A 22,716-nucleotide genomic window follows, 5' to 3' on the forward strand; every position below is an offset into this window, starting at 1 on the left:
CATCTCAAACATTAGTCGTTTCTGAACGGGTGCGGTACAGCCCCCTGCTTCGAGGGGCAGAGCTCGAATATGTCATATTCCAGCAATGGCTCGATCTCAAATACATCAAAGTAGGATCACCAGCCAGTCGGAGCAACTCTTCCTTACGGATTGGGCTTCCGTTCAGCGTCAATACACGATCCTTCAGTTGATAACGACTGTGTCCATCTCTTGTTGTTCGTAATGCCAAAAAACCGCGCAAAAAAGAGCCCTCTTGATGAAAAGCCGCCTCTCTTGAGCAAATGAGTTATTCTTATGGCATAATGCCAGATTGCATACCAAGTATCTTTGACTTAGACTCTGCCGATATCGTCTCACATCCGTTGAATAATGCAAAATTTTGAAAACAAATGTTCAAGGCTATCCGCAATTGCTTTGTTGGCTTTATGCCGTTCTCGTACCAGATGTTTTTAACAACGAGCGTCCCGGTTTTTCGCTCCACGATTACCTCAGCTCGTCCGATGAGGCTTTCTCCGTATAATAAAGGCAGCACATAATAGCCGAATTTCCGTTTGATTGCAGGCGTGTAAATCTCCCAAGTGTAATCGAATCCAAACAATTGGTTGATCAGCTTTCTGTCCCATATCAAGTTATCCAGTGGGGCAATCAGCTCGCAGCGCAATTTCGGTTCCGGATTTTGCAGGACGGCTTCAATAAGCAGCAAATCCTCCGCGCGGCAGTACAGGGTATCCTTCATTTGTTCCACGGCAACAGCAACAATGCGAGCCTCATGCAACAACTGGCGGAAAACCTCGTTTCGCTGCTCCGCTTTCAATCCCCATATATTCAGCCAGGCATCAGATGCACGATCCCACAAAAGTCCAATGGCGCCTATCCGGCGCAATACCCGCCACTTGTGATGCTCAAGGTCGCTCTCCAGCGGCTCCGACGCATTCATCAAATTAGGATGTATGTACTTCTCGGCGATATCGTAATATTTACGTGTTCCTTTTTTGTGATGGATAATTAACTCGCCTGTCGAGTACATCTGCTCCAGCACCGACCGAGATGTATTGTTTCCGCCGCTCCAGTGAATGGCTGATCGCCAAGCGAAATTTCCATCCAATTTCAAATCATCCGAACTAAGCGCACCGTGACTTTGGATGTGTGTCCGTATTTGCTCTGTCAACGCCTCCATTTCGGGATAGCGCTTGGCATGTTGTCGGGCAGCTTGCCTATATCGGTCAAAATAAGGCCAGTCTTCGATAGGGAAAATAGCCAGATTCTTGTCGGGATAATCGATCAGGAATCTATCTTTATACAACAACTCATCAAGCATGTTCTTTGTAAATCCTTTGATTCGCGACTGCAGCACCAGTTCAGCGTTTTTTCCGCAAACATCAATGGGATCGTATTGAATACAGCCGACTTGCCGTACAAAATCCAATACGCCCTGCTTTCCGGTAAATTGATATTCGCCTAACAGCCCGTGCTTCAATAACAGAAATTGCCGTGCCTGGCGGTTCGTCAATTGGATCATGTATGCATCGGCTCCTTAACGAAACAAGCGGGAGATTCATTAGCAACGCCCTTTCCTAATACCGAGAATTGCTCTATTTCAACGATTTCCATCACGCCTATCCCCCTATCCGTAGATAATACCAAAACAAACACATGTTCCCATGATATTTTACCATTGTATAGAGAATAGAAACAAGAAATATTGAAAAACAACATTTTAGAGGAAAATAGCCTCCAAAAGATTGATAGTCGAAGATAATTCGAAATAAGAAGTGATTCCCCTAACAAAAGTAAGAGCGCCTAAACAGGCGCTCTAGCAAGCATTATTAGAGAACATCATCATACTCATTTTAACGCCGCATTTCGGACAGTCTGCATGGATTTTCAAATGAACTATTTTTCCATTCGTCCCATTAGTCGTTCCTGTAGCAGTAACCGTAGCAGTTACTCCTATAGGCTAACTCCTTCCATGCTGCTCCGTACAAAGCATTTAAGCGATACTATCACATCTCAGTCATTACGAACCATCAATATTACCGACTCCACATGTGCTGGGCCGCCACTATCTCCATAGAAAAAAATAAGGGGACTAGACGGTAAAATTATAGATGATCGTGCAGTCCCCGTTCTCCTTCACTTCGATGCGTTTGATTAAAAGCAGGGCCAGTTGGCGGTCAAGTTGGTTGATGTTGGTCAGCTTCGCAATGTCGGGAAGCGTGAGCTTCGTGCTGTCTTGGGCTTTTTGCAGCTTGAGAATCGCTTGGCGATATCCTATTTAATCACAGCATCCAGTGAATACACGAAAAGCCGCCTCCCCAAGTAAAAGTGAGAGAGACGACTTCGCTTAAATCAAGTTATATTTTTAAAAGCGGTACTTCTAATTCACTCTGAACAAAGCTCATATCAGCATCCCTAGATACTACTATGAGATTATTAACCAGAGCTGTCGCAATAATAAGCGCATCAGGAGTTTTCAACTTCCGGCCCTTGCCCTTCTGGTCTCTGCGAATAGATCCGGCCAGTTTCGCAATGTCAGAGGTAACGTCTATACATCTTTTTGTTGTAAACAACTTCTCTGCGCGAAGCTGTTCCTCAGGTTTTAACCCAGCAAACACTTCACATTCTGTAATTGTAGAAAAATAGATCTGCATTTTATCACGAGGGGCTGCTGAACAAAATCGACAACGTTACCTTCATTCATAAAGATTGCAATCGCAATATTCGTATCCAACAAATAACCGTTGCTCATGCATTCCATTCCTCGCGCGATCTTTTCACTTCTTCAAGAAGTTCTTTTCCTCGTTCTGGAGATAGTACACCGGCTGCTTCCAAAATATCATCAACGGAGTAGTCGTCCTCTTGCGCCTCCACGGTCTGTTTATCAAGATCAATGAGAACACGTGCATTATTTATGTTGAATTTTTGAAGGATCGATTTAATTGCGCTAGCTGTTTGTAAATCCATTTTTTTAGGAATCATTTTTATCATTCCTGTCATCGTACTTATTAGATTTATTATACCACACCTACCGTTGTTCCAATAACTGTTACTTTTCTCCCTTCCTTAAAGGGATGCCGAAGCCCTTATTTGGGAATACCGCTGTCCGCGCACACGTCGCCTCGTGTCGGCTTATTGAAGGGAGATTAGGCGACTGTTCCCGCAATAAACCGTAAAATGCCCGCTTTTTGAGCGAGCATTTCACTTGCCTATTAACCCGACCTCCCTGTCTGGCCTCCCAAAGCCTTACAGTTCCCATCATTTGTAATAATATAGTGATACACAACACTCCACATGCACCGTCCAAGGAAACATATCCACCGGTTGCACCTCAACCGTCCGGTACCCGCCGTCCTCCAGCACTCGCAGATCTCTCGCCAAGGTGGACGGGTTGCATGACACGTACACCACGCGTTCCGGCTGCATCGCGAGTATCGTCTCCAGCAGCTCCGCATCGCAGCCCTTGCGCGGTGGGTCTACAACGATGACGTCCGGCACGATGCCTTCCTTCCGCCAGCGCGGAATGACCACTTCTGCGGCCCCTGCCTCAAATGTCGCATTCCCGATGCCATTCAGCTCCGCATTGCGCTTCGCATCCTCGATAGCCTCAGGCACAATCTCCACCCCATACACACGGCCTGCGCGGCGTGCCAGGAACAACGAGATCGTACCGATCCCGCAGTACGCATCAATAACCGTCTCGGTGCCTGTCAGTCCTGCATAGTCCACCGCTTGGCGGTACAGCTCCACCGTCTGCGCCGGATTCACCTGATAGAACGACCGCGCGGAGATCGCGAAACGAATGCCGTCCAGCTCATCATATATAACATCACTACCCCAGAGCACACGGGTTTCATCGCCAAAAATAACGTTCGTCTTCCGCGTATTCACGTTCTGCACAATACTCTTCACGCCCGGAACGCTCTCCCGAATCCGTTCAATCCAACGTTCCACCGCAGGGATCTTCGATCCATTCGTCACAAGCACGACCATCATCTCGCCAGACAATACGCCAACGCGAGCCATCACATGGCGCAGTAATCCCCGCCCTGTCTCCTCACTATAAGCCGTCACGCCAAGCTCACGCCCAATGGCCTTCACGCGGGCAATGATCTCATCATTGCTGGAATGCTGAATGAGGCATTCATTCATATCGATAATTCGATGGCTGCCCCGCGCATAGAATCCGCCGATCAGGCCTGAAGCTTCCATCCCCATCGGCACCTGTGCCTTATTCCGGTAGCGCCAAGGATCATCCATCCCAATCGTCGGATGCACGACAACGCCCGCATTCACGCCGTCAGCCGAAGCTCCAACTCCAGCTCCATTATCCGCTGTCCCTACCGAAGCTCCAACTCCTGCTCCATCGCCCGCCGCTGCCGCCACCACACCATCACCAGCAACCCGCAGCTTCGCAATCCGCTCCAGGTTGTCCACCACATGCTGCCGCTTCCAGCTCAGCTGGGCGGCATAGTCCATATGCTGCAGCTGGCAGCCGCCGCACTGCTTATAGATCGCGCAGGGCGCATCCACACGTTCCGCGCTCGCCACGACCATCTCCATCAGCTTGGCATAGCCATACTGCTTCTTCACCTTCAGCACCTTCGCCCGCACGCGCTCGCCGGGAAGTGCCCCCTGTATAAAAAGGGTAAAGCCGTCTGCGCGGCCTACCCCTTCGCCATCATGCGTCAAGCCGACAATGTCGACGACAACCTCGTCATTTTTACTAACTGGCACTACACTCATGTGAACTAATCGCTCCGTTACACTCATTTATCTGCTTACAAACACTTGCACTTCCTCGATACCGATACTAGCCCTGCCCGGGCCGAAAGCCTACCGACTACCGATACGTCGACTCCCCTGCCTCATCCACAAAAATCTTCAAATGCGACGGCAGCACCGTGAACGTGCACGGCAGCGTGCCGCCGTATTCGCCATCCAGATTCAGCTGCACATAATCGGGTGTCGTCACCGTCAGCTCCCTGGTCTGGAAATGCACCACATGCGGATCGTTGAAATGCTCGCCGCGCAGCGCCAGAGACGCAATACGGATGAACTCCGCCAGATTGCATTTCTTCAGCACCACCACATCGAACATGCCGTCATCGAGCTGCGCATCCGGCGCCAGCTTCTCAAAGCCCCCGACCGAATTGCTGTTGCAGATCAGGAACAGCATAATCTCCTCGTGGATCTCGCCGATCTCCTTAGCCTGCAGCTTCAGCTCGGTTGGCCGCAGCCGGGTCATCTTCTCCAGACCCTTCATATAATAGGCCAATTGCCCGATCATCGTCTTCAGCTTGCTCGGAACCTCATAGGTCAGTTCTGTCAGCGAGCCGCCACCGGCGATATTGATAAAATACCGCTGGTTCGCCCTGCCGAGATCGATCGGAGCCGCATACTGCTGCGTAATCAGATCAACCGCGTATTCCCAATGCTTCGGAACGCCCAGCGCTCTTGCAAAATCATTCGTCGTCCCCAGCGGCAAAATCCCGAGCGGCGGCCGGAACTCCTTCTCCGCAAGTCCGTTAATGACTTCATACAGCGTGCCGTCTCCGCCTGCCGCAATAATCATGTCAAAGCCGCGATCTGCCGCATCCTTTGCCGCAATCGTCGCATCGCCCTCACAAGCCGTCGCATGGCAGCTCGTCTCAATGCCGCCCTGCTCCAACCGCTGCAAAATATCCGGCAATCGCCGCTTGATCTCTTCCCGTCCCGATGTCGGGTTATATATCAATCGTGCCCGCTTAATAGACATTGTGTCCGCCCCCATACCATTCCAATCCGCTCATGAACGGAATCCGCTACGAGTACACTTACCCCATTCTTCCCGCATCCATTCATTCTACTGCTGCACCAATCCAGCCAGCCATCCGTCAATCTGCCGAACCATCCAGCGTGCAATACAGGGATGAGGCAGCATCGACTGTCCATTATAACGGTACGTCAGCTCGCCGAGCCGCTCTGGAATAACCGTCCGTGTAAAATAACCACTGCTCAGAAACAGCGGCACTACGATTACCGCACTGTCCGGCTGCTTGCGCAGCATGACGCGCAGCTTGCATGCCGCTTGATTCGGCAGCAGCATCGCGATCTCCGCTCCCGCGAATCCGCCCAAGCTACGCAGCCGCCCTGCAAGCTGCGTCATCCCGCTGCGCCAGCGGCCGTAGAATCCCGCTTCAACGGAGCCATGCGCCACAAGCAGCAGCCGCTCCCGCTCCGGTGCTTCCGACAGCTCCCGAATGTTCGAGAGCAGCAGCTCCGCAATCTCCGGATCATCATCAATCGGCTGGCCGAAGTGCACCAGCAACCGCAGTGGCCCGTCGACGCAGTCCCCGCGATTATCAGCAGCGGCACCTGCCCCACTGCCAACCCAGCCATCCGCTCGGCCATCCAGCCGGAACGGCGCCAGCTCGCCCTCGCGAGCCGCCGATACGGGCGGCAGGCCGAACGCCTGCGCAATGTCGTCCACGTGCGTACTGCCGGACGACACAAAGAGCGGAAGAACGTACACATCCGTTACGCCTTCCGCTGCAAGCCGATCGATTCCGTCTTGAATAAGCCGACCCTCGACAATTTCCAGAAACGACGAGACGACCGGCACGGAAGTCATCGTCAACGCCGCCGAATCGTGGTCGTCACGACCGACTGGCCATTGCCCGATAGCCTCGGCGACTTCCGCTACCGCTTCGTCCACAAGGCGCACCCATTGCGCTTCACGCGACCCGTGACTGATTACGAGTACTCCTGGCTTCATCGACTTAGCGCCCCGCGCGCTCCAGCGCCATCCGGTAGCCGTCATTGCCATAATTCAGGCAGCGCTTCACCCGCGAGATTGTCGCCGTGCTGGCGCCCGTCTCCGCTTCAATCTGATTATACGTCGAACCTTTGCCCAGCATACGCGCCACTTCAAGGCGCTGGGACAGGGACTGAATCTCATTCACCGTGCACAAATCATCAAAGAAAACATAACATTCCTCTACCGTCTTCAGCGTAAGAACCGCTTCGAACAGCTGGTCAATCGTCTTGTCGTTCAGTTTCTTAAGCTGCATCGCTTGCTCACTCCTACGAGAACTAATTATTCTTTTCATTGTATCGGTTTCCTACCTACTTTTCAAGCGTCACCGTATTCACGCTTTACCGGATAGAAGACCATCCACCCGACCGTCTGCTGTCTGCTGTCTCCCGTCTGCTGTCTGCTGTCTGCCGTCTGCTGTCTGCTGTCTGCCGTCTGCCGTCCGCTGTCTGCTGTCTGCTGTCTGCCGTCTGCTGTCCGCTGTCGCTGTCTGCTGTCCGCCTTCCGCCACTCGCAGTCCGCTGTCCGCCTTCCGCCACCCGCAGTCCGCTGCCCACCGCTAACAGCTAACAGCCAACAGACTAACAACCAACAACCCAGCAAGCATCAACAACCCAACAAAAATCATCATTGGACGCTCATGAGCCCCGCAGCAAAAATCCTGCCGCAACGGGCATTAGTCCAATCCTTATGTTTGCCTACCCCATAGACTAATACCAAAACCACCCAAAGGTTGTGATCCGCGTGAAATACCGCTACGATCCGTACATGAGACGCTCAGAGCCGCCGCTCGCGCACTATCGCCAAAGTGAGAACCCGTTTCCCGGCATCTCCATCTCTGAACCCTTCTTCAACAGCGGCGGCAGCAGCACAGGATCTGGCTTGCCTACACCCTTCGACTCCTCGCAGCTTCAATCCAGTACACCGTCCATAATCATTCAGCCGGCAACAACACCGATCAATCTCTTGCCCTCTGCTCCGACTCAGGCTGGCGAGCTTGTCGAAACAGCCAAAGAATCAGGCGGCTTCTCCTTCGGCAACAGCTTGAATGACATCAAGGGCTTCGTAGACCGCATCGGGGGAATCGACGGCATCGTCAACACCATGACGAAGGTGCAAAAGGTCGTCAACAGCGTCTCCCAGATGGCCCCGCTGATCAAAGTGCTTGCCGGCTCCTTCGGCAAGAAAGGCGATTCCGCCGCTATCGCCGAGGATGATACAGACGGATTAGCCGCACCCCCGCGCCGCAAGAAACGCCGCCGGACCGGCAGCGGCGCCAAAGCTGGCCAGCGTCGCCGTACCCGCCCGCGCAAGCGCTAAACCAAGCAACGCAGCACCCCCGCTTCCTAAGCAAGGAGCTGTCCCGATTCGATTCCCCGCTATGCAAAACATGCGAAACCGCATTTTTTCTTTCGTTTCTGACCTGATAAAGGTGAAATACCTGCCAGAGGGCAGGCATTTCACCTTCGTTCCCCCTTATCGGCCGATTCCCCCTCAAATTCATGCGCGATCGCAGGAATTTTACTTTTAAGGCGTCTTGAAACCGAAATTCATGCACAATCGCAGGCTTTCTTACTCTGTCACCCTACCTCCAAACAACCACACTTGGAGAAGGTGAAGGCTACGCTGGGGAACCTACAGGGCACACTTATTGCCGTTGCAGGTTATGGCGGCGGAGAGAGTTGCTGCTGACTGGTAGAGGATGATGGTACAGCCCCTGCATAATAAAAAAGCCGGACAATCGGCAAGCAGCGTCCTATGAAGACGTCTTGCCCGCCAGCGTCCAGCTCCCGAAATTTACATAAACAATGCCATAACCTTGTATACGAGTGCAGCGATAACCATCGTAATCGGGATCGTGATGATCCATGACATGACGATCCGTCCCGCCATTCCCCACTTCACCGCCGAGAAGCGCTTCGCGCTGCCGACACCGAGAATCGACGATGTAATAACATGCGTCGTACTTACGGGCAGATGCGCCAGCGTAGCGGTCAGAATAACCGAGGCTGACGTAATATCTGCGGCAAAGCCGTTAATGGGCTCGATTTTGAAAATTTTCGTACCCATCGTCTTTATAATTTTCCATCCGCCGAGAGAAGTACCGAGCGCCATTGCGAGGGCAGCCGATACTTTAACCCACCAGGGGATAACATTGATATCTTCATGCAATTCCGCCGCTACAAGCGCGAAGGTCATAATCCCCATCGCCTTCTGCGCATCATTCGTACCGTGCGTGAACGACTGGAATGCCGCTGTAATAATCTGTCCTGTCCGGAAGCCCTTGTTGATCTGATGCGGACTGGACTTGGCGAAGATCTGCTTCAAGAGCCACATCACGGCGAATCCCCCGGCAAAAGCAATGAGCGGCGACAGGATCAGCACCTGAACGATACTGATAAATCCGCTTGCGTTGATGCCGTCCATCCCGTTCGCACTAACGACAGCACCCGCAAGAGAGCCGATAAGCGCATGTGAGGATGAGGAAGGAATCCCGAACCACCATGTGATGAGATTCCATGCAATCGCGGAGATGAGTGTGGCGATAATGACCTCAACCCCGTTATCGATCGTTGTGGGGTCCGCCACACTGCCGCCGATCTTCTTCGCTACCCCTGTGAACAGAATGGCGCCTACGAAATTCATGGTCGAAGCGATAACGATGGCCAATCTCGGGGACAATGCCCGTGTCGATACCGACGTTGCAATTGCATTAGCCGTATCGTGGAAACCATTTATAAAGTCAAATGCCAAGGCAAGAAAAATAACAATACCAACCAACAAATAAATATCCATAGCCGCCTGTCACCTGCTCCTTAGCTGTTACGCATGATGATCGTCTCGAGTGTGTTGGCGACATCTTCACAATAATCTGTCGTCTGTTCCAAGCGTTCGTAAATTTCCTTGCGTTTGATCAGCTCGATCGGATCCTTCACTTTAGCGAACAGGCCCTTCACGCATACACGCAGCAGATCATCGGCTTGATTCTCAAGCTCATTGATATGGATTGCGGGCTCGCGCATTGCAAGCAGCTTCTTCTCTGTCAGCAAATAAATCGCTTTCTTGATTTGCTGGGCACAGCGGAGAATATTGTCCGCGAACAATTGAATGTACTCGTCTGGCTCGCGAATATCGTACATCTCAAAGCGTGACGCACAAGCTTCAATGCCATCCAGCACATCATCCAGCGAGGTGGTAAGTGCCATGATGTCCTCACGCTCGATCGGCGTAATGAACGTCTTGTTGAGCTCCGTCAGAATCGTATGTACGTGACGGTCACACTTGGTTTCGAACTCTTTCATCGTTTTTGCAAACACAGTGACATCTTCGATTTTGGAAACATTCTGTTCGAAATATTCCACTGCTTCGAGTAGAATGTCCGCCATTCCTTCCAGCGTCGTAAAAAACACGTCTTTTCTTTTGAACATCGGTAAGATATCCCCTTCGTCATCTGCATTATAACGTTGTCGGCACACAAAGAACCGACAATATCTTAACATAGTTTACCTTTCAATTGTTAAGGGATTGTAAATGTTTTATGACAATTTTCGGATTTATGCCATAAAAACGAGATTTGCTTGCTTCCGTACCCCTATTATTTTCTAACGGAGCGGTTTTTAACCGCTTCTTGACGAAGAGCCGCAAGCGGCACATGGCACCGCTCGCGGCTCCCCTGACAAGCATGGATCCGAACAACCGCACTCAACCAGCTGCGTTACAGTTTCTGCTCCCTGACCCCGAGCCCTAGCTGAGCTTCACATGCTCTGCGAAGGTCGGCTTATTCGGAACGATATGATAAAATGTTTTGCCCGGCACAAGCGGAAGCTCCTTGCCGTCCTTCATCAGCCGGATGACGCCGTCACCACCGCGCTCCCACGTGCAATCCACCGCCCGCCCTCGCTGGATCAATATTGCCGAACCGCCGGATTCCAGATCAATATCCAATCTCCCAACATCATCATAGACCTTATGCGAAGCGCCCAGCACAGCGATATTCGTTGTCGTCAGCTGCTTCTCTGTCGTCAAATCCGTATGCGGCTTATCATTAATGGAACGAGCATATAAGTTCTGTGCGGCATCGTACACGTACGAAACCTTATAATTTTTGAGCAGGAAGTTAATTTCAACATTCGTCGCCACTGTACCGGAGCCCGTCGCACCCTCCTCCGAGAACGGATAGGTTGGGATCGCCGTCGTCTCCGCGTATTTCTTCTTCGCAGCGCCTGCGCGAAGCTTCTCCAGATTGGAATACAGATTATGCGGCGCCTTGCGGAACTTCTCCCGCCAGAAATAACTGCCCGCATTAGTGATCTCATCGAGATAATCCTTCTTCTGCCGCTGCAGAATCGCATAGCCGTCCGGACTTCCGCCCGCATGGGTCAGCACCGCTCCGAATGACTCGCCAAGCGAGATCAGATATGGCCTGATGCTGCGGATCGGCCCGATAGAATCCGTGAACTCATCACTTTGAAAGATCGCCACAAGCCGCGTTATTCCCCCCTCAGCCAGCACCTCCCATACCATATCGGCATGAGGCAGGCCCGATTGCGGACGCGCAGCGGAGTAATTGTTAATCATGACCGCGATAGGCCGCTTGACCGCTTCCTGCTGCAGCCCAAGACCAGTAAGCGGAGCCACATAAGGGAGTGCAGCGTTATCAGCAGGCGGCGGCTCCTCTCTCGGCATTTCCTCCGGCGTAAGCCTATTTTCTTCGATTATCCTGTCATGTTTTTCCTCAATGGATTCCGAACAGCCAGCTAACAGGGCCATAAGCAGTATGACCGTTAATCCAATGCCGGTTGCGTGACGAAAGCGGTTCCAGATTCCTTCAATCATATGTACGCCCACCTTCACATCAAGTTGCCCGGAATATTCCGGTTCCCTTATTAAACCATACGAATCCTGACATTGTCTCGCATTTCATCTGGGCCGCTGAAAAAAATAAAAGCCGCAATTCCTCCCAGCCAGAGAAGGATACCGTACAATAGACAGACAAAAAAGCAGCGTAGAAGTATGACTCCGAAGGCTGCTTCGCATACTACCGAGAAGATGTTGTCACCGTATAAATAGGAGGTTCGCCTGCATATGCCACAATTCTTCGACTGGATCGCCCGCCACTGGCTCGGATCAGCTCTTATCCTCGTAGCGGCTCTGGCCGTCACCTTCATTGTCACCAAGCGCAAATCGCTTTTCTACAAAGAATAGCCGATTATTCTTTATCGCAATCGCTCTCCTGTAAGGAATAGCCGCGAGCAATCAATCGCAATCTTGCTTCTCCTGCTGCTCTGGCGGCTGCTGAACGAGCGGAAGCTCAATCGTTACCGCCGTTCCTTCTTCAATGACACTATCGACTCGAAGCGTACCGCCATGCAGCTCGACAATTTCCTTGCAGATCGCAAGGCCGAGCCCGCTCCCTGTGCGCTGGCTGCTCCCCTTGTAGAACTTGTCCGTAATGTGGGGGAGATCCTCCTCTGGAATGCCGCAGCCTGTATCTGCAATGCTGATGCGCGCCCAGCCAGGCGTATCGACGGCAGCGACAATCGTTATTTCACCACCGGCTGGCGTGAACTTGAGCGCATTATCCAGCACATTGATGAATACCTGCTTCAATCGGTTGGCGTCCGCTTCCACCATCAAGGGTGAAGCGCCCAGCTGCCCCGACAGCTTGACGCCCTCCCGCTGTCCGCGAACCTCGAACTGCCGGATCGTCTCCCGAACGGGCTTGAGCAGGTCCAGCGCCTCCGGGTGAAGGACAATGCTTTTCGCGTACAGCTTGGAGAAATCCAGCAGATCCTCCACAAGTCCGGACAGGCGATCCGTCTCACGATCAATCACCGCAAGACCAAGCTGCAGCTCTTCCACATCGGCGGGATCGCCGGAGGCCAGCGTCTCGCTCCAGCCTTTAATCGAAGTAAGCGGAGTTCGCAGCTCATGCGAGATGGACGAGATAAAGTCATTCTTGAGCTTCTCCCGCCTGGTCAGCTCTGCCGCCATCTTATTCAGTGTCTCAGCCAGCCGCCCGATCTCGTCACGCTCATATAGAGAGGCACGGCGGGACCAGTCCCCTTCGCCCATCTGCTCGGCGACTAGTGTCAGGTTACGGATCGGCCTCGCGATCCGGTTCGCCAGCAGCACACTCATCGTGAAGAAGAGCAGCACGACGACAACGCCGACGAGAACGGTCAGCCACAGCATATTCCTTACTATCGCATCGACTCGCTCCAAAGAAGCCGTGTAGCGAAACATCGCTACAATACGTCCATTATCCTTGACCGGAAGAGTAACCGCGGCGATCCGCTCATTCGTAGACTGGTCGATCCCGCGCCATGTCCCTGTCTCGCCCTGCATCGCCTGCTGCACATCCTCCGTTTGCAGAGCAACCGCCGGGCCTGCAAGCCCGTTGCTCTCCATCATGATGCGGCCGGTATAATCCAGAAGCTGCAGATGAATGGAGCCCTCTGTCATATTTTGCAGCATGTATTCGGCCCTTATCTCCATCGAACTGGACGCGATATTGCGGTTATGAAGTGCCGCTTCCGTCTCCGCACGCTGCAGCAGCGCTCCAAGCGCACTGCCGTAATAATAATTCCAGACAAGCGTCACGAACAGCGTGCCGAGCATGACAACAACGAGCATAATAAGGACGCCATAGCTCCAGACCATCCGTGAACGCAAGCTGCTCATTGCCCTGCGCTCCGTTTCCATCTATAGCCGTAGCCCCACAGAGTCTCGATATATTTCGGCTCGGATGGCTCATCTTCAATTTTTGTGCGAATGCGCCGGATGTTCACATCAACGATCTTCAGATCCCCGATAAAATGACGCCCCCACACTTCATCCAAAATATCATCCCGGCTAAGTCCTGCGCCTTCCCGCTCAAGAAGAAGCTTGACGAGTGTCCACTCCGTTGGGGTCAGCACGATTTCTACGTCATCCTTCCATAGCCTGCGCTCTACAGCCGACAAGCGGAAAGGTCCTGAGCGCAGCTCGTTCAGCAGCGGGCGTACAGGCTGCCTTGATTGGCCATCGGCATTGTTCCCCCCAACTTGTGCTGGAAGTCCCGCGACGTCGCCCATTATCGGCATGCCGGAAGCTTCCGCCGAGATTCGCGCGATGTCAGCGTCCGCAGCGGCTGCAGCAGCCGCTGCGGACGCTCCGTCTATGCTGTCGCTGGCTCCATTCGCCGCCCCGGACACTGCGCCGCCATCGCTCGCTTCATAGGCTGCCCCGGACACTGCGCTGCCGCTTGCACCATGGGCCGACCCAGACACTGCACCGCTGCTGCTCGCTCCATGGGCCGCCCCGGACACTGCGCCATCCACTACGCCATCGGACTGGCTTGGTGGTGAAGCCTGCTCCGGCCAGGTCAGCCCGCCTGGCATCATTCGCCGATGCAGCGACTTGAGCCGCGCGACCAGCTCACCTGGACTGAACGGCTTTTGCACATAGTCATCCGCCCCGAGCTCCAGCCCGCGAATCTTATCTTCCTCCTGGGACTTAGCCGTCAGCATGATGATTCCCATACGCGGGAATCGCTCACGCAGCCGCTCACATACATCGAAGCCGCTGATCGTTGGCAGCATAACATCCAGCAGCGCAGCATCGAACGGAGGGGAAGCCGACTCCGCCAATGCCAGAGCAGCTTCCCCATCCTCCGCTTCAACAACCTCCATCCCGTTCCGTTTCAGATTGATCCGCACGAAGCCCCGAATCGCTTCCTCGTCCTCAAGCAACAAAATCCGCATTGCCGCAACCCCCCTCCTGTCCGACCGGCCTTATTCCGCTGCCTGTCCTATTCCAACAAAAACTGTCCAACAACGTCCGCTACTCGGAAGGCAGCACTTCGAACAGCCGCTTCAATTCCGTCTTGTCCGGCTTCACCTGGCGGTACCGTTCCTTTTCCTCCCTGCTCCATAGAGCAGGAGGCTCACCCCATACAGCGGCATATTGAATGCCGGCCGCCGTGACCAGCTCCGCATATTGAACGCCTCCATCCTGCCACTGCTGCTCGATATCGCCCCACTCGGCGAGAGGAACCGGATGAATCGTAAACAAGGCCGCTCTTTCCTTCGTTATGACATTATAGTATTCGAAGACGATACCCGTCTCCTCCTTCGCACGAGGCCGGCTAATCGTATACATTCCCTGCCACGCCAGCGGAATATCGATAGCATAGCCCTGCGTATAATCGGCATACCGCTCCTGAATCTGCTGGAACTCATCCCTGCCATTCCACTGCAGATACTGCTGAATAAATAATGTCTCGGCATAAGAGATTTCCGGGTTCTGACCAGGCGCCTCCTGCATAACATGCAGATCAAGAATGCCATCCTTATTCCCGTCGCCCCCCTCAGTTGAATAAATGTTGTATCCCTCACCTGGCGAGGACGGTCTGGCAGACGGGTAAACCTTCATTAAATTTCCTTCGCTCCACGCAAACATCGTCGTTGCTGAGGAGTGAGCGCCGATGCTGGCATCCGTTACTAGCCCGTAACGGTCCGCCGCTATTTTGCCTACAGCCAAATTATAATAACCATTCACCGCCCCGCTTAGCGGCACTGAGGCTGCTCGATAGACCGTATTCTCCTTCGCCCGGTACACCTGAAGAGAAGCTCTCATCTCTTCCCGATCCAGCAAAATCAGCACAATCTCCGAATGCCCATCCCCATCAACTTCACCAATCTCAAGCGTGTTATAGGGCAGCTTGGCAGCAGGCAGCAGCGGTTCCTCGCCCGTATAATCTTTGCGGATCTGATAAATATTCAATTGATATTCCGGCTGTCCATAAAGACCCCAACCGATCAGCACCTCCGGCTGCCCGTTATCATCCATATCCTCCACCATAATTCGATCGATCCCGTAGCTGGACATTTCCGCAATCGTAAACCAATATTTCCAGCTGCCATCATCGCTTGCTCTTAGAAGCATGACCTGCTGGGTGCCGTTCTCATTCATGAACGTAACGACTGCCTCTTCCCGCCCATCGCCGTCCACATCTTGTTTATTGACCGCCGAGATCGATTGCGCTTCCAATGGCAGAGACAGCTTCGCCTTGGGAGGCAGCGCATCCTTCACTGCAGAAGCGAGTCGTTCATTCTCTGGCGTAGACCGCGGATTCAGCAAGAGATCAGCAGGAGTGGCTGTATATTGACACCCTGTCAGTATCATGAGGCTCAACAAGCATAGGCCTGTCAGCCGTTTTCTCCACCCCCAGCGCAGTTGCTTCATCCTGCTTCTTCCCCCATCTGTACTCATCATTGCCCGATTATTTGTTCTTACTGGCCGCTCCGGCATTATGGCGATGCTCATTGGCAGACAGCAGCTCGTCCACCGTAACGAACGTATAGCCCTTTTTACTCAAATCCTCAATAATAAGCGGAAGCAGTTCCACCGTATTCTTCAGATGCTTACTGCCAAAAGAATGCATGAGGACAATACCGCCAGGCTTCGTATTCTTGTTCACATTCGCCCGCATCTTCGCTACCGACTCTCCGGCCCAATCACGAGTATCTACCGACCAGCCGATCAATTCGCGCTCATTGTCCTTCATAATATTTTTAACGAGCGGAGACACCGCGCCGTATGGCGCCCGTACCAATCGGGGCACAAAACCGACCGCCTCTTGAATCAGTGTGTCCGTCCATTTAATTTCCTCTTTAATCATCCTGCTGTCAAGCTTGGATAGATCGTGATGATGATAGGAATGATTGCCGAGCGCATGACCATCCTTTACAATTCGCTGAAGAATATCCGGATATTTCTTTACCTGAATGCCAACCGTGAAGAACGTCGCCTTAACATCCTTCTCTCGTAAAATGTCCAAAATAGCCGTTGTATATTTTTTGTCCGGCCCATCATCAAAGGTCAATGCCACCAGCTTCGATCCATCCGCTGCCACGTAGTCAACAACCGGGGAAGTCGCCCTGTCAAGCGCTGCCGAAGGAGGCCTCGGCTTCGACTCGGCTGGCTTCGACTTGTTTGGCTTTCCCTTGCCGGGGTCTATCTCGCTTTGCTGGCCGCTATGTCCCGAGGCACCCTTTGAACCGTCAGGAGCAGCTCCCCCATTGGCTGCGCTGCCGGTATTGCCGGTATTGATCGCGTTGCCGTCCTTGCCGGTGCTTCCGATATTGATCGGATCACCGTTACTGCTGGTATTTCCGGCATTGCCTGCAATCGAGGATGTGCCTTTCCCACTTTCACCTTGACCATCGTCGTCTTCCCCATTGTCGTTCATCCCTGCCTGTTCCTTCACACCACTAGACAAGCTTCCTCCAGCCCATAAACTGAGCACATTGTTAGTACTGCATCCAGCCACTAAAACAATTAGAATGACCATAAGCACAATAAGGAGCAATCTACGGTGTCTTTTCTCTCTGCTCATTCTGCCAACTCCTTAAGCTATCCTTCACTAACATCGTAAAGGAGACCGCTTAAGAAGTCGTTACAAACTAGTAACATCCTCATATTGCATAACAGACTAATAGAGCCAACTGATAGAGTTCAATCCAATCAAGATTCAGCTTGAACATCCGGTTTTTCAATAGTCTTGCCATGGACTTTCTCACCAAACCTGCCGATAGTGCAGGAATTTTGGTTTAAAAAGCGATAGATGGAAGAATCCCTGCAATTATGCAGGCATATTTAGCGGATTCGGCCGATAGGAGCGAACTGAGATGAAATACCTGTACTTTGGCAGGAATTCAGCCTCCAGCAGTCCAAAACGAGTGAAAAGCCTGCACTTTTGCAGGCAATCATAAGGAGCGCATATTCGGATCCTCAATTAAATTTTTGAAATTTTGGCGCAAGAGTTGCTCCGATTCATATTTGCTGTTCACATTCATTGTTGCGCTTATCGCTTCTTTCGACGTATCTGCTTATACGCCACTGCTGCTGTAAGCGGATTTTTCCTGCTCTCAGCAGGTCGGGGAGGTTTGTTGGGGCGCTGTTAGCTGGTTTTGAATGCTTATATCTTCCTTCGACGCGTCCGCTCATACGCCACTGCTGCTGTAAGCGGATTTTTCCTGCTTTCAGCAGAGGTCGGGGAGGTTTGTTGGGGCGCTGTTAGCGGGGTTTGAATGCTTATCTCTTCTTTCGACGCGTCCGCTCATACGTCATTTGCGCGGTAACACCCATCAACGGGCAAATACCAAAAAAAGTGGCTGCGCAGGCCCATAAGCCTGTTTAGCCACTTTTCAAATACATGCAAAGGTTCATTCCACCCATGCAGCCATTATAATTATGAATTAGCTCCTTGCAGCGCCTTAGCGGCAATATCGGAGCGGATGTGCATCCCCTCGTACGAAATAACAGCCGCAGCTTCGTAAGCGCGGGCCCGCGCTTCAGCGATATCGCGTCCACAGCCGACAATACCAAGTACACGTCCGCCATTGGTCACAATGTCACCGTTGCTCTCTGCCGTTCCGGCGTGGAATACGAGCGCTCCCTGCGCCTTCGCAGCATCCAGCCCTTTAATAACCTGCCCTGTCGGGTACGGACCGGGATAACCTCCGGATGCGGCAACTACGCATACTGCTGCCTCATCGCTCCATTCAATATCAATCGCGTCCAGACGGCCGTTAAGCGCTGCCAGAATAATATCCACCAGATCCGTCTTCAGGCGCGGAAGCACTACCTGTGTCTCCGGATCGCCCATGCGCGCATTAAATTCTATCGTCTTCACGCCGTCTTTTGTCATAATGAGACCCGCGAACAGCACGCCACGGAACGGACGTCCTTCGCTGACCATTGCTTTGGCCGTCGGCTTAATAATGTTCTCGATCGCATCCTCGACCAATGCCGGGTCGATATGCGGCAGCGGCGAATACGTTCCCATGCCGCCTGTATTTGGTCCTTTATCATCGTCGAATACAGGCTTATGATCCTGTGCAGGCACCATGGCGCGAACGGTTTCGCCATCAACGAAGGCAAGAATCGACATTTCCTGGCCCTCCAGGAATTCTTCAATAACAATGCTGCCGCCGGATTCCCCGAACACCTTCTCCACCATCATCTCGCGCAGAGCATTCTCCGCTTCCTCGATCGTGAACGCAACCGTAACCCCTTTACCCGCTGCCAGACCGTCGGCCTTGACTACGATTGGCGCAGATTGCTGGCGCAAATAAGCAAGTGCCGCTTCATAATCCGTGAACGACTCATATTTCGCCGTTGGAATGTTGTATGCCTTGAGCAGGTCCTTCATAAAAATCTTACTGCCCTCAATAGCCGCCGCATTCTTCCGTGGTCCAAAAATCGGAATATTCCGCTCTTCGAAAGCGTCTACAATTCCATCCGCAAGCGGATCATCCGGCCCCACTACAACGAGGTCAATCGCATTGTCGCAGGCGAATTGAATCAGATCCCCGAACCGGTTAACCGGAATCGGCACGCATTCTGCCAGCTCAGCGATACCCGCATTGCCCGGCGCGCAATAAATTTGCTTCACCTTGTCGCTTTTGTTAAGTGCCCATACAATGGCGTGCTCGCGTCCGCCGCCGCCAATTACCATAATACGCAAAGAAAAACCCTCCTATTGGGACTGAATAATGTAGTCGAGTCAGAGCTGCCCTGCACTTCACAGCAAGCGGGTAGGACAAGCGGAACATTCCCTGCATCGAAACCTGCGGGTCGCCACTTGCCCCTGTCAGCTTGTCAGCTGCCACTTCCAGCTATTAATGCTTGAAATGGCGAACGCCGGTCACAACCATCGCGATGTTGTTCGCATCCGCAACAGCAATGGACTCCTCGTCCTTGATGGAACCGCCAGGCTGAATAACTGCCGTGATGCCTGCCTTGGCAGCCATCTCCAGCGTATCGCCCATCGGGAAGAACGCATCGGATGCCAGCACCGAGCCCTTCGCCTTCTCGCCCGCTTGCTCAATAGCAATACGCGCTGCGCCAACGCGGTTCATCTGCCCTGCGCCTACGCCAACGGTCATGCTGTCTGAAGCCAGCAGAATCGCATTCGATTTCACATGCTTCACGATCTTCCAGCCGAACAGCAGCTGCTTCAGCTCTTCCTCGGTCGGCTGACGCTTCGAAACAACTTTAATATCGTCCAGCGACAGGCTGTGAACATCGCTTTCCTGTACAAGCATACCGCCGTCAACGCTCGTAACGAGCCATTCCGGCTTGCGCTCTGCAGCCGCTTGGAACTCGCCAAGCTTGAGCAGGCGGATATTCTTCTTCTTCGTCAGTATATCCAATGCTTCCGGCGTGAAATCCGGCGCGATAATGATTTCGAGGAAAATCTCGCCTAACAGTCCGGCCGTCTCTGCCCCGATCGTACGGTTAGCCGCAACAATACCGCCGAAGATCGAGGTCGGATCAGAAGCATACGCTTTCTGATACGCTTCATGGATGTCCTTGCCAATCCCTACGCCGCAAGGGTTCATATGCTTCACCGCTACGACAGCCGGCTCTTCGAATTCCTTGACAATTGCAAGCGCCGCATTGGCATCATTAATATTGTTGTAGGACAGCTCCTTGCCATGCAGCTGCTCTGCCGTTGTAATATTGCCCGGAGCAGCGAGCGGCTTGCGGTAGAAGGCTGCTTTCTGATGCGGGTTCTCGCCATAGCGCAGATCCTGCACCTTCTCGTACGTAACCGTATAGCGCTCCGGCAATGGATTGCCGCCAAGCTTGGACAAGTAGTCGCCGATCAGCGCATCGTATGCGCCGGTGTGACGGAATACTTTGGCAGCGAGAGCTTTGCGCGTTTCGAGCGTCGTGTCGCCCTGCGCCTTCACTTCTTCCAGCACGGTGCCGTAATCCGCTGCATCAACAACGACGGTTACGAAAGCATGGTTTTTCGCTGCAGAACGAAGCATTGTCGGTCCGCCGATATCGATATTCTCAATCGCATCCTCATAGGATACGTCCGGCTTCGCAATTGTCGCTGCAAAAGGATACAGGTTTACGACCACAAGATCGATATAATCAAGACCCAGCTCCTGCATCGCTTTCTGATGTCCCTCATCGTCACGGACAGCAAGCAGTCCGCTATGCACAGCAGGGTGGAGCGTCTTCACGCGTCCGTCAAGAATTTCCGGGAATCCGGTCACATCGGAGATTCCGATGACAGGCACGCCTTCCTTCTCCAGCAGGCTCGATGTTCCGCCTGTCGATATAATTTCCACACCCAGGCCCGCAAGCGCACGCGAAAATTCCACAATACCCGTTTTGTCCGATACACTAATTAAAGCTCTCCGAATTGCCACTTTTGTATCCTCCTAAAAAGTTCTCATATCATTACTTTGCGTCCGTCCAACCGAACCACGCCCGCCGCAATACGCTGAACGACCCAAGGGAGCAGCTCTTGCTCTGCCGCATGCACACGCGGCGCAAGCGTCGCTTCCGTGTCGCCGTCCAGCACTTCAACCGCCCGCTGGGCAATGATCGGTCCGCTGTCCAATCCGCCGTCTACATAATGAACGGTGACCCCTGTCACCTTCACACCATAGTCCAGCGCCTGCTTCATGGCACCCACACCAGGAAAAGCCGGCAGAAGCGATGGATGAACATTGATCATCCGTCCATAGTACGGCTCGACAAGCACCGGCGTAATAATGCGCATATAGCCCGCCAGCACAATCAGCTCAATCCCTCTGCGCCTAAGCTCCGCGAGAATCTCTTCCTCGTAGGCCTCACGCGAAGCATATTCCTTCGGCCGGAACAGAAAGGTGTCGATCCCCGCCCTGCGGGCACGCTCCACGACCGGGGCTTCCGGCTTGTCACATACAAGAAGCTCGAGGCTTGCGCCCTCGAGCCTTTCTTGTTGTGCCGCATCCGCCAGCGACTGGAAGTTCGTTCCTTGCCCGGAGGCGAATACAGCGATCCGTAATCCAGCCATTACACTTCCGCTCCAGTAAAGGTAACGATACGGCTTCCTTCCGTTACTGTACCGATCCGGTACACATCCTCGCCAAGCTCAGCCGCAATACGGAGCGCTTCGTCCGCTTGCTCGGCAGGAACGACAACGACCATGCCGATACCCATGTTGAATGTCGTGAACATGTCGCGGTTGGTGATGCTGCCCTTCTCCTGCATCAGCTGGAAGATCGGCTGGATCGGCCATGAGCCGTACTCCACATTTACATTCACGCCCTCTGGCAGCACGCGCGGAATATTCTCGATGAAGCCTCCGCCTGTAATGTGCGCCATCCCTTTTACCGTCACACGGTTGATCAGCTCAAGCACTGGCTTCACATAGATGCGCGTTGGCTCAAGAATGACCTCGCCAAGCCCCTTGCCGCCCAGCTCAGGGAGCGTATCGTTCAAGCTGTATCCGCTCTTCTCAAGAAGAAGCTTGCGCACAAGCGAGAAGCCGTTGCTGTGAATGCCGCTCGATGCAAGACCGAGCACAACATCGCCGGGAGCAATCGTGGAGCCGTCGATCATTTTCTTCTTGTCCACAATACCGACCGTGAAGCCTGCGATATCGTATTCGTCGCCTTGGTACATGCCCGGCATTTCGGCCGTCTCGCCGCCGATCAGCGCGCAGCCTGATTGTACGCAGCCATCGGAGATGCCTTTGACAATCGCTTCGATCTTGGCTGGCTCGACTTTGCCGCAAGCCAGATAATCGAGGAAGAAGAGCGGCTCTGCGCCTTGCACGATAATATCGTTCACGCACATGGCCACCGCATCGATACCGATCGTGTCATGCTTGTCCATCGCGAATGCGATCATCAGCTTCGTGCCGACACCGTCCGTACCGGATACAAGAACCGGCTCCTCGTACTTATCCTTGTTCAATCCGAACAATCCGCCGAACCCGCCGAGCTCAGCCATAACCTCCGGACGGAACGTTTTCTTCACATGCTTCTTCATCCGTTCCACTGCTTCATTGCCTGCCGCAATATCGACGCCAGCTTGTTTGTAAGCTTCTGCCACCGTATTCACTCCTAATGATTAATCCCCGCAAG

At 53.1% G+C, this 22,716-nt stretch carries 21 protein-coding genes and 1 pseudogene; 2 read left to right on the forward strand and 20 right to left on the reverse strand.

Annotation, left to right across the window (positions count from 1 at the left end; all coding sequences use genetic code 11):
- Nucleotides 1-292: 292 nt before the first annotated feature.
- Nucleotides 293-1,519, reverse strand: coding sequence for a winged helix-turn-helix domain-containing protein (locus K0T92_RS08785; protein ID WP_219872069.1), 1,227 nt, complete (start codon nt 1,517-1,519; stop codon nt 293-295).
- A gap of 648 nt (nt 1,520-2,167) precedes the next feature.
- Between K0T92_RS08785 and K0T92_RS08790 the strand changes: the two genes are divergently transcribed.
- Nucleotides 2,168-2,323, forward strand: coding sequence for a hypothetical protein (locus K0T92_RS08790; protein WP_219872070.1), 156 nt, complete (start codon nt 2,168-2,170; stop codon nt 2,321-2,323).
- Between the two features lie 31 nt (nt 2,324-2,354).
- Here K0T92_RS08790 and K0T92_RS08795 read toward each other — a convergent pair whose 3' ends face one another.
- The 7 genes from K0T92_RS08795 to K0T92_RS08825 all read right to left on the reverse strand — a co-directional run bounded on the left by K0T92_RS08795 (nt 2,355) and on the right by K0T92_RS08825 (nt 7,381).
- Nucleotides 2,355-2,651 (reverse strand): PIN domain-containing protein, encoded by a 297-nt coding sequence (locus tag K0T92_RS08795; protein WP_246628000.1) that lies wholly within the window; start codon nt 2,649-2,651, stop codon nt 2,355-2,357.
- A gap of 94 nt (nt 2,652-2,745) precedes the next feature.
- Nucleotides 2,746-2,979, reverse strand: a complete 234-nt coding sequence (locus tag K0T92_RS08800) for a hypothetical protein (protein ID WP_219872071.1) — start codon at nt 2,977-2,979, stop codon at nt 2,746-2,748.
- Nucleotides 2,980-3,255: 276 nt separating this feature from the next.
- On the reverse strand, nt 3,256-4,743 hold the full coding sequence (gene rlmD, locus K0T92_RS08805; protein ID WP_219872072.1) for a 23S rRNA (uracil(1939)-C(5))-methyltransferase RlmD: 1,488 nt from the start codon (nt 4,741-4,743) through the stop codon (nt 3,256-3,258).
- Nucleotides 4,744-4,840: 97 nt separating this feature from the next.
- Nucleotides 4,841-5,755, reverse strand: a complete 915-nt coding sequence (locus K0T92_RS08810; protein ID WP_219872073.1) for a diacylglycerol kinase — start codon at nt 5,753-5,755, stop codon at nt 4,841-4,843.
- 87 nt (nt 5,756-5,842) lie between these two features.
- Nucleotides 5,843-6,754 carry a sirohydrochlorin chelatase gene (locus tag K0T92_RS08815; protein WP_219872074.1) on the reverse strand — a complete coding sequence of 304 codons (912 nt, stop codon included), beginning with the start codon at nt 6,752-6,754 and terminating at the stop codon, nt 5,843-5,845.
- 4 nt (nt 6,755-6,758) lie between these two features.
- Entirely contained in the window at nt 6,759-7,049 is a 291-nt protein-coding gene (locus K0T92_RS08820; RefSeq protein WP_219872075.1) for a YerC/YecD family TrpR-related protein, read from the reverse strand.
- A 62-nt stretch (nt 7,050-7,111) separates the two neighbouring features.
- Nucleotides 7,112-7,381 (reverse strand): hypothetical protein, encoded by a 270-nt coding sequence (locus K0T92_RS08825; RefSeq protein ID WP_219872076.1) that lies wholly within the window; start codon nt 7,379-7,381, stop codon nt 7,112-7,114.
- A gap of 156 nt (nt 7,382-7,537) precedes the next feature.
- Here K0T92_RS08825 and K0T92_RS08830 point away from each other — a divergent pair, with 156 nt between their 5' ends.
- The gene (locus K0T92_RS08830) at nt 7,538-8,113 is read left to right on the forward strand and encodes a hypothetical protein (RefSeq protein ID WP_219872077.1); all 576 of its coding nucleotides are present in this window, start codon (nt 7,538-7,540) and stop codon (nt 8,111-8,113) included.
- A 477-nt stretch (nt 8,114-8,590) separates the two neighbouring features.
- Here the strand turns inward: K0T92_RS08830 and K0T92_RS08835 are convergent, their stop codons facing one another.
- From K0T92_RS08835 to purM, 12 genes and pseudogenes are all read right to left on the reverse strand, one after another.
- Entirely contained in the window at nt 8,591-9,589 is a 999-nt protein-coding gene (locus K0T92_RS08835) for an inorganic phosphate transporter (protein WP_219872078.1), read from the reverse strand.
- Nucleotides 9,590-9,609: 20 nt separating this feature from the next.
- On the reverse strand, nt 9,610-10,221 hold the full coding sequence (locus K0T92_RS08840) for a DUF47 domain-containing protein (protein WP_219872079.1): 612 nt from the start codon (nt 10,219-10,221) through the stop codon (nt 9,610-9,612).
- 316 nt (nt 10,222-10,537) lie between these two features.
- A complete protein-coding gene (locus K0T92_RS08845) occupies nt 10,538-11,629 on the reverse strand; it encodes a DUF3048 domain-containing protein (RefSeq protein ID WP_246628001.1) in 1,092 nt (363 codons plus the stop codon).
- A gap of 420 nt (nt 11,630-12,049) precedes the next feature.
- On the reverse strand, nt 12,050-13,477 hold the full coding sequence (locus K0T92_RS08850; protein ID WP_219872080.1) for a sensor histidine kinase: 1,428 nt from the start codon (nt 13,475-13,477) through the stop codon (nt 12,050-12,052).
- Entirely contained in the window at nt 13,474-14,178 is a 705-nt protein-coding gene (locus K0T92_RS25480; RefSeq protein WP_343223678.1) for a winged helix-turn-helix domain-containing protein, read from the reverse strand. The genes K0T92_RS08850 and K0T92_RS25480 overlap by 4 nt, the downstream gene beginning before the upstream one ends.
- Nucleotides 14,170-14,538: pseudogene (locus K0T92_RS08860) on the reverse strand (response regulator transcription factor); the annotation flags it as partial. The gene K0T92_RS25480 and the pseudogene K0T92_RS08860, both read right to left, overlap by 9 nt.
- Nucleotides 14,539-14,617: 79 nt before the next feature.
- A complete protein-coding gene (locus tag K0T92_RS08865; RefSeq protein ID WP_219872081.1) occupies nt 14,618-16,021 on the reverse strand; it encodes an FG-GAP repeat domain-containing protein in 1,404 nt (467 codons plus the stop codon).
- 37 nt (nt 16,022-16,058) lie between these two features.
- Nucleotides 16,059-17,174 carry a polysaccharide deacetylase family protein gene (locus K0T92_RS08870; protein WP_219872082.1) on the reverse strand — a complete coding sequence of 372 codons (1,116 nt, stop codon included), beginning with the start codon at nt 17,172-17,174 and terminating at the stop codon, nt 16,059-16,061.
- An 855-nt stretch (nt 17,175-18,029) separates the two neighbouring features.
- On the reverse strand, nt 18,030-19,307 hold the full coding sequence (gene purD, locus K0T92_RS08875) for a phosphoribosylamine--glycine ligase (protein ID WP_219872083.1): 1,278 nt from the start codon (nt 19,305-19,307) through the stop codon (nt 18,030-18,032).
- Nucleotides 19,308-19,461: 154 nt separating this feature from the next.
- Nucleotides 19,462-21,009, reverse strand: coding sequence for a bifunctional phosphoribosylaminoimidazolecarboxamide formyltransferase/IMP cyclohydrolase (purH, locus tag K0T92_RS08880; RefSeq protein WP_219872084.1), 1,548 nt, complete (start codon nt 21,007-21,009; stop codon nt 19,462-19,464).
- Between the two features lie 23 nt (nt 21,010-21,032).
- Nucleotides 21,033-21,641: a phosphoribosylglycinamide formyltransferase gene (purN, locus tag K0T92_RS08885; protein ID WP_219872085.1), complete on the reverse strand. Its 609-nt coding sequence runs from the start codon at nt 21,639-21,641 to the stop codon at nt 21,033-21,035.
- Entirely contained in the window at nt 21,641-22,684 is a 1,044-nt protein-coding gene (gene purM / locus K0T92_RS08890; protein ID WP_219872086.1) for a phosphoribosylformylglycinamidine cyclo-ligase, read from the reverse strand. The genes purN and purM overlap by 1 nt, the downstream gene beginning before the upstream one ends.
- Nucleotides 22,685-22,716: the final 32 nt, after the last annotated feature.

Origin of the sequence: Paenibacillus oenotherae, from assembly GCF_019443105.1 — a bacterium.
Lineage (GTDB): Bacteria > Bacillota > Bacilli > Paenibacillales > Paenibacillaceae > Paenibacillus_Z > Paenibacillus_Z oenotherae.

Coding starts and splice junctions, on each gene's coding strand:
- K0T92_RS08785 (WP_219872069.1), bottom strand. CDS start 1,519: ATGATCCAATTGACGAACCGCCAGGCACGGCAATTTCTGTTATTGAAG.
- K0T92_RS08795 (WP_246628000.1), bottom strand. CDS start 2,651: ATGCAGATCTATTTTTCTACAATTACAGAATGTGAAGTGTTTGCTGGG.
- K0T92_RS08800 (WP_219872071.1), bottom strand. CDS start 2,979: ATGATTCCTAAAAAAATGGATTTACAAACAGCTAGCGCAATTAAATCG.
- rlmD (WP_219872072.1), bottom strand. CDS start 4,743: ATGAGTGTAGTGCCAGTTAGTAAAAATGACGAGGTTGTCGTCGACATT.
- K0T92_RS08810 (WP_219872073.1), bottom strand. CDS start 5,755: ATGTCTATTAAGCGGGCACGATTGATATATAACCCGACATCGGGACGG.
- K0T92_RS08815 (WP_219872074.1), bottom strand. CDS start 6,754: ATGAAGCCAGGAGTACTCGTAATCAGTCACGGGTCGCGTGAAGCGCAA.
- K0T92_RS08820 (WP_219872075.1), bottom strand. CDS start 7,049: ATGCAGCTTAAGAAACTGAACGACAAGACGATTGACCAGCTGTTCGAA.
- K0T92_RS08835 (WP_219872078.1), bottom strand. CDS start 9,589: ATGGATATTTATTTGTTGGTTGGTATTGTTATTTTTCTTGCCTTGGCA.
- K0T92_RS08840 (WP_219872079.1), bottom strand. CDS start 10,221: ATGTTCAAAAGAAAAGACGTGTTTTTTACGACGCTGGAAGGAATGGCG.
- K0T92_RS08845 (WP_246628001.1), bottom strand. CDS start 11,629: ATGATTGAAGGAATCTGGAACCGCTTTCGTCACGCAACCGGCATTGGA.
- K0T92_RS08850 (WP_219872080.1), bottom strand. CDS start 13,477: ATGAGCAGCTTGCGTTCACGGATGGTCTGGAGCTATGGCGTCCTTATT.
- K0T92_RS25480 (WP_343223678.1), bottom strand. CDS start 14,178: ATGATGCCAGGCGGGCTGACCTGGCCGGAGCAGGCTTCACCACCAAGC.
- K0T92_RS08865 (WP_219872081.1), bottom strand. CDS start 16,021: ATGAAGCAACTGCGCTGGGGGTGGAGAAAACGGCTGACAGGCCTATGC.
- K0T92_RS08870 (WP_219872082.1), bottom strand. CDS start 17,174: ATGAGCAGAGAGAAAAGACACCGTAGATTGCTCCTTATTGTGCTTATG.
- purN (WP_219872085.1), bottom strand. CDS start 21,641: ATGGCTGGATTACGGATCGCTGTATTCGCCTCCGGGCAAGGAACGAAC.